Origin of the sequence: Pseudomonas sp. NFIX10 (assembly GCF_900111955.1) — a bacterium.
Classification (GTDB): Bacteria; Pseudomonadota; Gammaproteobacteria; order Pseudomonadales; family Pseudomonadaceae; genus Aquipseudomonas; species Aquipseudomonas fluorescens_AA.
On record NZ_FOKH01000019.1, the window covers coordinates 52,520 to 64,964 of the forward strand.

Annotated in this window: 12 protein-coding genes; 1 reads left to right on the forward strand and 11 read right to left on the reverse strand. The window is 61.2% G+C overall.

The annotated features are described in order from the left end of the window. Positions 1-2: 2 nt before the first annotated feature. The 7 genes from BM321_RS18000 to BM321_RS18030 form a co-directional block, all read right to left on the reverse strand. Positions 3-713 (reverse strand): ABC transporter permease, encoded by a 711-nt coding sequence (locus BM321_RS18000; protein WP_092443743.1) that lies wholly within the window; start codon positions 711-713, stop codon positions 3-5. After that, positions 710-1,438 carry an ABC transporter permease gene (locus BM321_RS18005; RefSeq protein WP_092443835.1) on the reverse strand — a complete coding sequence of 243 codons (729 nt, stop codon included), beginning with the start codon at positions 1,436-1,438 and terminating at the stop codon, positions 710-712. The genes BM321_RS18000 and BM321_RS18005 overlap by 4 nt, the downstream gene beginning before the upstream one ends. A 57-nt stretch (positions 1,439-1,495) precedes the next feature. Further along, complete coding sequence (locus BM321_RS18010; protein WP_092443745.1) at positions 1,496-2,278, reverse strand: transporter substrate-binding domain-containing protein; 783 nt, start codon at positions 2,276-2,278, stop codon at positions 1,496-1,498. Positions 2,279-2,605: 327 nt separating this feature from the next. Continuing rightward, positions 2,606-3,754, reverse strand: coding sequence for an acyltransferase family protein (locus tag BM321_RS18015; protein WP_092443747.1), 1,149 nt, complete (start codon positions 3,752-3,754; stop codon positions 2,606-2,608). 482 nt (positions 3,755-4,236) lie between these two features. Further along, positions 4,237-5,928, reverse strand: coding sequence for an ATP-dependent DNA ligase (locus tag BM321_RS18020; protein WP_092443749.1), 1,692 nt, complete (start codon positions 5,926-5,928; stop codon positions 4,237-4,239). Further along, the gene (locus BM321_RS18025) at positions 5,925-6,956 is read right to left on the reverse strand and encodes a ligase-associated DNA damage response exonuclease (protein WP_092443751.1); all 1,032 of its coding nucleotides are present in this window, start codon (positions 6,954-6,956) and stop codon (positions 5,925-5,927) included. The genes BM321_RS18020 and BM321_RS18025 overlap by 4 nt, the downstream gene beginning before the upstream one ends. A 205-nt stretch (positions 6,957-7,161) precedes the next feature. After that, complete coding sequence (locus BM321_RS18030) at positions 7,162-9,612, reverse strand: penicillin acylase family protein (protein ID WP_092443753.1); 2,451 nt, start codon at positions 9,610-9,612, stop codon at positions 7,162-7,164. Positions 9,613-9,817: 205 nt separating this feature from the next. On the opposite strand from BM321_RS18030, the gene BM321_RS18035 reads away from it, so the two are divergent. Beyond that, a complete protein-coding gene (locus tag BM321_RS18035; RefSeq protein WP_092443755.1) occupies positions 9,818-10,375 on the forward strand; it encodes a cysteine hydrolase family protein in 558 nt (185 codons plus the stop codon). Positions 10,376-10,516: 141 nt separating this feature from the next. Here the strand turns inward: BM321_RS18035 and BM321_RS18040 are convergent, their stop codons facing one another. The 4 genes from BM321_RS18040 to BM321_RS18055 form a co-directional block, all read right to left on the reverse strand. Next, positions 10,517-10,720: an SEC-C metal-binding domain-containing protein gene (locus BM321_RS18040; RefSeq protein WP_003198420.1), complete on the reverse strand. Its 204-nt coding sequence runs from the start codon at positions 10,718-10,720 to the stop codon at positions 10,517-10,519. A gap of 5 nt (positions 10,721-10,725) precedes the next feature. Further along, complete coding sequence (locus BM321_RS18045; protein ID WP_092329210.1) at positions 10,726-11,211, reverse strand: LEA/WHy family protein; 486 nt, start codon at positions 11,209-11,211, stop codon at positions 10,726-10,728. A gap of 70 nt (positions 11,212-11,281) precedes the next feature. Next, positions 11,282-11,770, reverse strand: coding sequence for a YchJ family protein (locus BM321_RS18050; RefSeq protein WP_092205465.1), 489 nt, complete (start codon positions 11,768-11,770; stop codon positions 11,282-11,284). Positions 11,771-11,772: 2 nt separating this feature from the next. Further along, positions 11,773-12,270, reverse strand: coding sequence for a DUF6231 family protein (locus BM321_RS18055; RefSeq protein WP_092329207.1), 498 nt, complete (start codon positions 12,268-12,270; stop codon positions 11,773-11,775). Positions 12,271-12,445 lie beyond the last annotated feature (175 nt).

Genomic DNA, 12,445 nt, shown 5'->3' on the forward strand with positions numbered 1-12,445 from the left:
CCCTAGTGGGCCGGCCCGAGGAAGGCCAGCCATCGGCGTTCGGCGAGGCGGAAGAGGCCCACCAGCGCAAAGGTGACGGTCAGGTAGATCAACGCGGCGATCCCGAACGACTGGAACGTCAGGAACGTCGCCGAGTTGGCATCCCGGGCGACTTTCAGCACGTCTGGAACGGTAGCGGTGAACGCCACGGTCGTCGAGTGCAGCATCAAGATGACTTCGTTGCTGTAATACGGCAGCGAGCGGCGCAGCGCCGACGGCATGATTACGTAGGCGTACAGTTTCCAACCGGTCAGGCCGTAGGCCTTGGCCGCTTCCACTTCGCCATGGTTCATGCTGCGAATCGCCCCGGCGAAAATTTCCGTGGTGTAGGCGCAGGTGTTCAAGGCAAAGGCCAGGATCGTGCAGTTCATCGCGTCGCGAAAGAAGCTGTCGAGCATGGGTTGGGCACGCACCGCCTCGATGCTGTAGATGCCGGTGTAGCAGATCAGCAACTGGATATAGAGTGGCGTGCCCCGGAACAGGTAGGTATAGAACTGCACCGGCCAGCGGACGTAGAACTTGGGCGAAACCCGGGCGATGGACAGCGGGATCGACACCACGAAGCCGATCAGCAGCGAGGCGCTGAGCAGCCACAGGGTCATGGCCAGGCCGGTGATGTTGACGCCGTCGCTGTACAGGAATGGCCGCCAGTATTCTTGCAGGAGTTCGATCATCGTACCGCCTCCCGGGCTCCGGCGGCGTAGCGGCGTTCAAGCCAGCGCAGGATGACATTGGACGCGCTGGTGATCAGCAGATAAATCAGCGCCGCCAGCACCAGGAAGTAGAACAGCTGGTAGGTGCTCTTGCCCGCATCCTGGGCCGCCTTGACCAGGTCGGCCAGGCCGATGATCGACACCAGCGCGGTGGCCTTGAGCATCACCATCCAGTTGTTGCCGATACCCGGCAGGGCGAAACGCATCATTTGCGGGAACACCACGAAGCGAAAGCGTTGGCCACGCTTGAGGCCATAGGCCGTGGCGGCTTCGACCTGGCCCCGGGGGACCGCGAGGATCGCGCCGCGAAAGGTTTCGGTGAAGTACGCGCCATAGATGAAGCCCAGGGTGATCACCCCGGCGCCGAATGGGTCGATCTCGATGTATTCCCATTCCATGAAGTCGGTAAACGAGGTCAGCCAGGTTTGCAGGCTGTAGAAAATCAGCAGCATCAGCACCAGGTCCGGCACGCCACGAATCAGCGTGGTGTAGAGCTGGGCTGGGATTCGCAGCAGTTTGACGCGGGACAGCTTGGCGCTGGCGCCCAGCAGGCCGAGCAAGACGCTCAACAACAAGGACAGGGCCGACAGCTTGATGGTCATCCAGGTGCCTTGCATCAGCAGCGGGCCGAAGCCCTGCAGGCTGAAGGCGGAGAGCCCCAGATTTTGTAGGAGTTGTTCGAACATGAAAGAGGCCTTTGGCAGGAAAAAAGCGCCCATCCGAGACCGGATGGGCGCAGCGCATTATTTGCCGCTGTACAGATTCAGATCGCCAAAGTGTTTTTTCTGGATCTCGGCGTACTTGCCGTCGTCGTGTAACGCTTTGATACCTTTATCCAAAAGGGCCTTCAGGTCTTTGTTACCTTTCTTGATACCGATGGCGGTCTTGGCGGGCAGCAGTTCGCTGTCCACCGGCTTGCTGACTTCATAGCCTTCGCCTTTTGGCGACTTCAGGAAGCCCAGCTCAGCCTGGAGCATGTCCTGGATCGCCGCGTCGAGGCGGCCGGAGGTCAGGTCAGAGTAAACCTGGTCCTGGTTCTGATAGGCCTGGGTCTTGACGCCGGCCTTGTCCAGCACGGCCTTGGCGTAGGCTTCCTGGATGGTGCCTTGCTCGTAGCCGATGGTCTTGCCTTTGAGCGAGGCAACGTCTTCGCTCAGGCCCGAGCCCTTCTTGAAGACATAGGCCGTTGGGCCGGAGAACAGCTCGTTGGAGAAGTCGATGACTTTTTCCCGGGCTGGCGTAACGGTCATGGAGGAGATCACGCCGTCGAATTTGTTGGCCTTCAGGCCCGGGATCATGCCGTCGAAATCGCTTTCGACCCATTTGCATTTGACCTTCAGCTCCGCGCAGATCGCATTGCCCAGGTCGATGTCGAAACCGACCAGGCTGCCGTCGGCGGCTTTGGATTCAAACGGGGCGTAGGACGGGTCGACACCAAAACGCAATTCCTTGTATTCCTTGGCCGTGGCGACGCCAGCGGCCATGCACAACGCCAGTGCAGAAAGGGTCAGCAGTGCTTTTTTCATTATTCAATCCCTAAAACCAATATGAGCGCTTGTGGCGCGTAAGTATTGTTACCGGTGAAGGCGAGAACGGTATGACGGCATAAAGGTAGCAATTTCCGAACCAGAGTGCCGAACAAGTGTTTTAAAAACTTTGGTGACTGCCGACGGGACATGATGGTGCGCGGGGACGAGCAGGCTTCAAAAGATGCACCAGGATGGCGCCGACGCTGCGTTCTGACGCTCACGTGACGGGAGAATGGCCGCTGTCAAAACATCGGTGTGCCGACCGCGCCGGAACAGGCTCTATACAGCAAAGCCGTAGCGACCTGAAGGGGTTATCGCGTTTTTTCAAACCTCGGTATCAGGTCTCAATGCCGGGCTGTTGCGCGTCGGGGTGTTGCTAAGCGCTCGACCAAGGGACTGCCCGGGCATTTCGACATATCGGTAGGTGAACATCGACACCAGGACGGCCGCTCCGGCTGTCAGTAACGCGATGAGGTTATTGAGTGGCCCATTACCGAGGTCCAGATAACGAGTCCCGTCGATCACCGGTGCGATGTCAACGCCTGAGATTTTTTTCGCCACCATGAACGCCGACACTACGCAAAACAGAACGGCCGCATGGGTCAGGTAGATGGAATAAGACAATTTGCCGAGAAAACCGAAGCCACGACCCGCCAATAGCCGCGACACAGCGCCGCGATCGAAGGCGAATATCACCACGATGACACCGAACAACGGGCTGGCCCACAACGGCTTCGCTGCAAAATCATTGATCACGAAAACCAGCGCCACGACCACCGCCGCCACTTCAAACGTTGTCAGCAACCAGGTTTGAGCCTGGGCGGGCTGGGGGAGCCTCAGATACACGGCGTAAGCCAGACAGCCGGTGAAAAAGTAGGCGAGGCCCCGCAGCGACTCGATGGTAAAGAAAGTATTGCCTGCATGCATCAACGCCAGGGCTACGAACACCACCGTCACCCACACCCACGTCCTGATGCCGAACGCGATGCCCAGGATCAGGGCGAAGATCATGTAGGTGTAATACTCGATACTGATGCTCCAAGATGGATAGTTGAACGACAGTGGGTTAGTCAAATACGTCCAGGATTGCAACAGCAGTACATTCGGCAGGATTTCAGAAGGGGCAAACTTCTCTGTAAAGGGTGAGTTATTGAAGTCCATGCCTTTTTGGGCGACCAGGTATCTCCCGCATTCTAACAGTATAAAAATACTCAGCATAAAGAGGTGCAGGGGAAGCAAGCGAAAGGTCCGTGTGATAAAAAACTTTCGAAAGTTGAACAGTGCCGAGCTGCCATAAGCATGGGTCAAGACAAAGCCACTCAATACAAAAAAGAAAGATACAAATACTTCGGCATGGCGGAATAACAACCATTCGGTAAAGCTGCCGCTGACGCGTAAGTGATAGAGCATCACTGAAATGGCCATCAACCCCCGGAAGCTGTCCAGCGACTGAAACCGCTTCTCTGCGCGCATGGCAGGCTCCCTATTCGTGTGGGCGGCACGTCCTGGATATCACTCCGGTCAACATGCCATTGGGGCGGTCCCGCTCGGCTTCACCCTGAGAAGGTGCTGTCACTACCCCGAATGATTGCATCCCTTTCACGGTTGCTTAATGGGGCTGGCGCAGGATCTGGACGATTGGCGACACTTGAATAAATGACGGATCTAATGTCACGTTAGCAGTGCGCTTTAAAAGAGCAAGTCGGTTTTTGCTTGTCTTGATGAATGCTCGAATGACGCAATTACGGCGTCAGAAAAACTGCCAGTGCGCGGGATATCGATAGTTTTTTAGAAATGCATGAATAAGAACTTGATTGCCTATCTTTAATTCAACTCAGCCCGGAATGGTTTGCTCGACGTGCTCAATTGTTGAAGTACCGGCTGAAAGCATTTTCGCCTTGACGTGGAGAGCGTCCCGACGCCGGCCGAAGCTGATTCTGACCAGAGAAGGGTGGTCAGCATTTCAACAGATCCTGAAGCGTCGCCAGTGTGTCCGCCTCGTCGACACTCTTGTCCTGGCGCCAGCGCAACATCCGTGGAAACCGCACGGCAATCCCGCTCTTGTGGCGCTTGGACAGGGCGATGCCTTCGAAGCCCAGTTCGAACACCAGGGTGGGGGTGACGCTGCTCACCGGGCCGAACTTCTCAACGGTGGTCTTGCGCACGATGCTGTCGACCTGGCGCATTTCTGCATCGGTCAGCCCTGAGTAGGCCTTGGCGAATGGCACCAGGGTGCGCTCGCGACTGCCTGGCGGGTTGTCCCACACGGCGAAGGTGTAGTCGCTGTAGAGGCTGGCGCGTCGGCCGTGGCCGCGTTGGGCGTAGATCAGCACCGCGTCGACGCTGAACGGGTCGATCTTCCATTTCCACCACACGCCCATGTCCTTGGTGCGACCGACGCCGTACAGCGCGTCGCGGGCCTTGAGCATCATGCCCTCGACACCGAGGCTGCGAGAGGCTTCGCGTTGCCGGGCGAGGTCCAGCCAGTCCTGCCCGGTGACGATCGGCGAAGGCAACAGCACCGGGCTGTGGACACGGGCGATCAGTGCTTCCAATTGTTCGCGGCGCTCGGCCTGGGGGCGGCTGCGCCAATCCTCGCCTTGCCATTCCAACAGGTCGTAGGCCATCACCGCCACGGGGGCGTCGTCGAGGATTTTCTTGCCCAGGGTCTTGCGACCGATGCGCTGCTGCAACAGGGCGAAGGGTTGCACCGCCGGCTGCAATGGTGCGCCCGGGTCGAAGGCGTCCTCGGTGACCGACTGGGGGGCTTTCCAGACCACGATTTCACCGTCGATCACCGTGCCGTCAGGCAACGCCTGGGCCAGCGAATGCAATTCCGGAAATCGTTCAGTGACCAGGTCCTCGCCTCGCGACCAGACCCACAAATGGCCGTCGCGCTTGATCACCTGGGACCGGATGCCGTCCCATTTCCATTCCACCTGCCAGTCGCTGGCCGGCCCCAGCAGCGCGTCGAATTGTTCCACTGGCGCAGACAACGCATGGGCCAGGAAAAACGGATAAGGCTGGCCGCCGCGTTGGGCATGTTCATCGTCGGACTCGGCCGCGATCAGTTTGAGGTAGCTGGCGGCCGTGGGGCGATGGGACAGGTCGGTGTAGCCCACCAGGCGTTGGGCCACCCGTTTGCTGTCCAGCCCGGCCATGGTCGCCAGGGCCCGGGTCACCAGCAGTTTGGATACGCCCACCCGGAAACTGCCGGTGATGAGTTTGATGCAAAGCATCAGGCTCGGCCGGTCGAGCTGCGCCCACAGCGCCGGAAGCCGGTCAGCCAGGACGTCGGGCGACTCACCGCGCAACGGCAGCAGTTTCTCTTCGATCCACAGCGCCAGGCCTTCATCGGAGCTGTGGGGCGATTCGGGTAATACCAGCGAAATGGTTTCGGCCAGGTCGCCCACGGCCTGATAACTTTCTTCGAACAGCCAGATTGACAATCCGGATACCTGGACCGCCAACTCCCGCAGGATTTTTACCGGCACCAGTTGCCGTGGACGCCCGCCGGAAAGGAAATACACGGCCCATGCCGCGTCCTGGGGCGGGGCTTTGCTGAAGTAGTCCTGCATGGCCGTGAGCTTGGCATTGCTGGAGGTGGTGGCGTCCAGTTCGGCGTACAACTCGGCGAAGGCTTTCATGGCGCTTCCTCAGCGCTGTCGGTGGCCGTAGCGAGGTCTTCTTCGTCGTCGCCGTATTCGGTGGTGAACCCTTGGGCATCGAGGCCTTGCTCGCACAAGTGGCGCACCAGTACGGCGACTGATCCATGGGTGACCATCACCCGTTCGGCGCCAGTCTGTTCGATGGCCCAGAGCAGGCCAGGCCAGTCGGCGTGGTCGGACAGCACGAAACCCCGGTCCACGCCGCGCCGCCGACGCGTACCACGCAGGCGCATCCAGCCGCTGGCGAAGGCGTCGCTGTAGTCGCCGAAGCGGCGCATCCAGCTGCTGCCTCCGGCAGAGGGCGGGGCGATGACCAGCGCCTGGCCCATGATCGGGTCGTTCTTCTTGATATCGCCGGCATAGATCGTTGGCGGCAGATGAACCCCGGCCTCGCGGTAGACCCGGTTCAGCGGTTCCACCGCCCCGTGGGCCAGGATCGGGCCGAGGCTTTCGTCGATGCCGTGGAGAATCCGCTGGGCCTTGCCGAAGGAATAGCAGAACAACACGCTGGCCCGGCCGACGGCGATGTTCCCGCGCCACCACTGGTTGATCTCGTCGAAAATCTGCCCCTGGGGTTGCCAGCGGTAGATCGGTAGGCCGAAGGTCGATTCCGTGATGAAGGTATGGCATCTCACCGGCTCGAACGGGGTACAGGTGCCGTCAGGCTCGACTTTGTAATCCCCCGACGCCACCCAGACCTCGCCTTGATACTCCAGCCGTACCTGGGCCGAGCCCAGCACGTGGCCGGCGGGGTGAAAGCTCAAGGTCACGCCATGGTGCGACAGGCGTTCGCCGTAGGGCAGCGTTTGCAGGTTGATGTCCTGGCCCAGGCGTGACCGCAGGATGCCTTCGCCGGGTGCCGCTGCCAGGTAGTGTTGGTTGCCACTGCGGGCATGGTCGCCGTGGGCGTGGGTGATGACCGAGCGTTCAACCGGACGCCACGGGTCGATGTAGAAATCTCCGGGCGGACAGTACAGGCCTTCGGGGCGGGCAATGACAAGATCCATGCAATCACCAGGACGATGGGCTTGTCAGGTAGAGGCGCTGGCGAGGGGGGAAGTTCTATCGGATTTGGGGGGACTGACGCCATCGCGAGCAAGCTCGCCCCCACATTGGCTTTGTGTCGAATCGCAATACGGATTCAACACCGGCCCCTGTGGGAGCGAGCTTGCTCGCGATCGGGTGCGTAGCGCCCGCAAAAAAAAGCTGCAGTTACTTGCCGGGCACCAACGTCAACCGCGTCTTGCCATACGCCCGATCGAAGTTCTGCGACTGCAACGGCAGGCTCTGGTACTGCCCCTTGATCCACGGATCGATGCCATTGGCATAGTGCGGGCTGACGGGGTTGCCGGACTGGCCGGCGCCGTCCTGGATCATCAACGGTTCGGGCTGGCCGAAGTCAACGATAAAGCGCATGGTCGGCGCCAGGGTGGTGGTGAAATCCTGGCCCCAGGCGAACGCCGCCGTGTTGAGCGTGGTGGCGTCGCCACCGGCCGGCAGCGGGCCGCGTATGACCTGGCCGTTGCTGTTCTTCCAGGCGTAGCGATGCAATTGGCCCCATTGCCAGGCCTTGTGGTCACCGCCCAACTGGCTGTCACCGGCGTTGATGGTGGCGGCCAGGCTGCGGGCGAGGATAACGGCCTTGTCTTCTTTCTGGGGTGTGCGCACATCGTCCCAGAACGGGCTGTCTTCACGCCCCAGCAGATGATCGGCCTGGGCCGAGTAGGACAATTGGCCGTTGGCGACCAGCGCCTGCCACGCCGGGCTGCTGTCCGGGCCCAGCTCGTCGAGGAAAATCTGCTTCATGCTTTCCTGCAGGAACAGCTCATAGATCGCCGCGTCGGCGGAGGTCGGGCTGAGCCGGCCATCGAATGCCATCAAGCGGGTATAGGCCTCGCGAGCCTTGGCCCGATCAGCCACCGGCAGGGCTTCGATGGCCTGTTTGAGCGGCTGGCTCATGCCCGGCGCTTCGAAGACTTGCTTGAGCTTGGCCGCGAACGTCGTGCTCTGGTCGTATTGCATGGCGGTCAGGCTGCGGGTGTCGTGCTTGCCTGCGCCGGCCAGTTCGGCCATGCGTTCGCCACGCTCCGGCGAAGCCCAGGAGTTGGACAATTGCATGCCGTAGCCATGGGGAATGACCCGTTGGTTGGCCGTGCCGAGCCAGCCTTGGGCCGGATCTTGATCATAGGGGTGCAGCATCGGGTCGGCGTAACCGTCCCAATCGTAGCGACCGTCCCAGCCCGGCGACGGCAACAGACCCTCGCCTTCACGGCGGTTCGGGTAGCGACCGGTGACTTGCCAGCCGATATGGCTGGCGTCGGCAAAGACCAGGTTCACGGCCATGGCGCGGATTTCCCGGCTGGCGTCGGACGCTTTCTCGACGTTCTGCGCCCGGGACAGGTCGAAGAAGGCGTCCAGGGTCTTGTCGTCGCTCAAGCTCGGCGTCTGCAAGGCCAGGCCAAAGCCGTTGGCCATGGCGGGGCCCTGGGCGCTGTTGAGCAATGGGCCGTGGCGGGTCTCGAACACCGCTTCACGAATCGGCCGCTGGCCTTTGATGAAGTAGGTTTCGTTGCGCACGATTGCCGGTTGCCATTTGCCGTTGACCTCGTAGGACAGGCCATTGCCCTGACGGCGGATTTTTTCCAGGAACAGGTCCTGGTTGTCCCCCAGCACGCTGGTCATGCTCCAGGCCACTTTGCCGTTGAACCCGGCCAGGATCATCGGGATGCCCGCCACGGAAATCCCGGCCGCCTGGTACTTGGGCGCCCGGATCTGTACCGGGCTCCACAGCCCCGGCATGCCCAGCGACCCGTGGCTGTCGCTGGCCAGCAGGCTCTTGCCGCTGCGGCTGCGTTGTGGCGCGATGGCCCAGTTGCTTGAAGACGCAGCACCCAACAGGTTCAACCCGGCCAATTGCTGGGTGGCCTTGCTGATTTCGTTCAGGCCGGGGATCTGGCCATTGAGGCGCAGGCCCTGGAGCTTGTCGGCCTCGGCCACGGGCAGTTGCTCGTCCGGATAGGACGGGCTCAGCCAGGCGAGTTTGTCGTTGGTGACGGTCTGGGCCAGCACCAGGCTGGCGATTTCTTCCGGCAGGTTGGCTGACTGGCTGAAGTTCAGCAGACAGAACATCAGCGCCGAATCTTCCGGTTTCCAGTATTCCGGTTTGTAACCGGTGGCGGCCAGGTCCGACGGCAACTTGTCGCGGTAGCGGAACAGGTAGGCGTTGACGCCACGGGCATAGACTTCGAAGAAACGCTTGAGCCGAGGCGAAGATGCCTTGTACAGCTCGTCGGCGTTTTTCTTCAGGTTAACGGCGCGCATGTAGCGGTCGACCTCCAGCCGTTCGGCGCCGGACATCTCTGCCAACCGTCCTTGGGCCAGCAGGCGCAGGGTCACCATCTGGGTGATACGGTCGCTGGCGTGGACGTAGCCGAGGGTGAACAAGGCGTCATGGAAGCTGTTGCTTTCGATCAGCGGCATGCCCGTGGCGTTGCGGCGGACCGAGACGTTCTGCGCCAGCCCCTTGAGCGGTTGCACACCGGACGTGGGCGGGACCGTGTCCTGGGCATTCCAGGTCTGGCATCCGCTCAAACCGAGCACACTGGCCACTGCGGCGGCAACGCCGAGCCGGGGGATGAAGGAAATAGAGGCTGGCGAGGCCATGGCAAAGCTCCTGCGGGAGGGGGGGCACCAATAAAGGCGCTACGTTAGTGAGCAGGCGGGGGCCGCGCAAGCGGGGGCGAGGGTTATTTGTTGATTTGGCGATGAAAGCCCGGGACCGGGTCATCGCTTTTGCTCGAAGGCTTGCCTGTTGGAAGGGGGGATGCTCAAGTGTGGAACATACAACGACCAAGCAAGAGAAACCGGCATGGAGCTACAGAACGACGCGGCGCTGATCCTCATCGATCAACAAAAAGGCATCCTTCACCCCAGGCTCGGCCCTCGCAACAACCCCGAGGCAGAGCTGCGCATGCTGGAACTGCTGGCGTTCTGGCGACACACGGCGCGCCCGGTGATTCACGTCCACCATCTGTCCCGCTCGCCGGACTCGGTGTTCTGGCCGGGGCAGTCGGGGGTGGAGGTCCAGCCACGGTTCGAGCCGAAGGCAGGGGAATGGTTGGTGCAAAAGCAGGTGCCGGATGCGTTCAGTGGCACCCACCTGGAGCAAGACCTGCGCCAAGCCGGAATCAGGCAACTGGTGATCGTCGGTGTGGCGACGCACAACTCGGTGGAGTCCACGGCGCGTACGGCCGGCAATCTGGGATTCGACACCTGGGTGGCCGAGGACGCCTGCTTCACCTTCGACAAGAACGATTACTTCGGCAACGCCCATTCGGCAGCCGAAGTGCATGCCATGTCCCTGGGCAACTTGCACGGTGAGTATGCGACGGTGGTGGGTGTGAAGCGGATTCTGCAGGCGGGCTGACAGATAGGTACCGACAGCGCCGGCCTCATCGCGAGCAAGCTCGCTCCCACAGGGAAATTGCGCTGAGGCGCAGAACCCTTGTGGGAGCGAGCTTGCTCGCGATGACGGTCTAACAGGCGAAGAAATTTTTCGCCCAGCCCCTCAAGCCCCGTGGCACTTCTTGAATTTCTTGCCATTGCCACAAGGGCAAGGGTCGTTGCGACCGACATCCTTCAGGGCGTTGCGCACCGGTTCCTGGTGGGCATGGCCGCAATTCGGGCCGTGGACGTGGCCGTGGTCATGGTCGTGATGATGGTCGTGATCGTGGTTGCAATCAGGACCGTGGACGTGGGGTTGCTGGGTCATCGGGGTTACTCCGCAATTAAATCGGCGGCGATTATCACGCCATTGCGCTCAAGGTGCACGTAGTGGGCGATGAATAATCCGGTTTCCAGCTCACCTTCCAGACGATAGGGGATCTGTTCCCGGGGTTTCTCCAGCAGCTTCACCACTTCCCGCACCTGTGGCCACAGGTTGGTGCGCACCGGTACCTTGAAGTAGGCGCTGTGCTTGGGGCGCACGGTGAACCAGTGCTCATGTTCGCCTTCGGTCAGCAACAGGTCGCCCAGGTGGATGCGGTAGGTCAGGCCGCGAACGGTGAGGTCGCTGTCGCCGGGGTTGTCGACGCGAAAGTGCAGCGTGAACCTCTGTTCCAGCAGCCGGGCCCGCACCACCTCGACTTTGACCAGGTGCACCTGTGGTTCCGGGGCTTCTTCACCTCGCCAGGATGCGCAGCCGCCGAACCCAACGAACAGCAGCAGGCAGGTGATGCGCAGCAAGAATGATGGAGGGGTCATGTCCGTGCCTCTGGTTTATCCCCAGTCTAGCCCCTTGGGGCGATGGGCGAGCGTCGGACGTTTCCTAAAATCAGCGATTGAAGTAGCCGGCGCAGCACTTCTTGAATTTGTGCCCGCTGCCGCACGGACAGCTATCGTTGCGTCCGGTCTTGACCGGCACGGTCGGATCGATGAAGTACCAGCGCCCGTCGTTCTGTACGAACGAGGACTGTTCACGGTGGCTGTGCTCGCCCTGGCCGTCGTGCCAGCGTGCCGTGAACGTGACGAAAGCGTGTTCCGGTTGACCGCCGAATACTTCGCTGCTTTCCACGTCCAGCCCCAGCCAGGTGCTGTTGGCGCTCCACTCGCGGATGGACTGGCGATCGAGGCCTTGCTGCTGGGCGGGCAGGGTGGTGGCGACCAGATAGTCCACCAGGCCCAGCACATAGGCGCTATAGCGCGAGCGCATCAAGGCTTCGGCACAGGGCGCCGGATGACCGTCGTGGTAGTGGCCGCAGCAGGCCTCCAGTGAGTTGCCACTGCCACAGGGGCAAATGGGCGAGTGCGAGCTTGTGTTCACGGTTACCACCAATATTTTCCAAAGTTTTCCGGGTTGGCCCAAAAACGTGAGTTGAGCCAGTCGGGGACCTGTTTGTATTCAAGCAGATCGTAGGTGAACAGGGTCAGCACCTGGTCTTCGCGCTGGAATCGCTCACTGGCTTGCAGGGCCAGGGAAAAAAAATCCGTCTCTTGCCAGCCGCAGGCGTTGAGGTCGGCGAGCACGGCGATGCGGCTGGCGTTGAGATTGCGGATGCCGCCCAACAGGTTCAGACCTTCGCGCTTGGGCAAATGCTCCAGGCAATCGAGCGCCAGGGCCAGGTCAAAACGTCGCGCCGCCACGTCCGCCGGCAGCGCGCCGGGGCTGGCGTGGACCACTTCGGTGTCGGGGTGGGCCTGCTGGAATGCTTCGAGTGCGGGAAAGCCGCTGGCACCGATCAGCAGCAGTTTTTGCGGGGCGTAACGGTCAAGCACGGCCGCCAGGGCTTGCTGGGGTGTACGCGAAGAAATGGCAACGGTCATCGAAGTTCCTCAGTCAGAACCCCCACGATAGCCTGCCCGGACAGCATGGCCTAGAGCGGTTTGTCTCTGAACGTGCGGAATCTTCGTAAACACGGGGCGAAAACCCGCGATTGCTCAGGCTGGCGCAGATACGAAGTCGGGTCTTTACTCCCCTGAATCGGCGTCAAGCCGATCC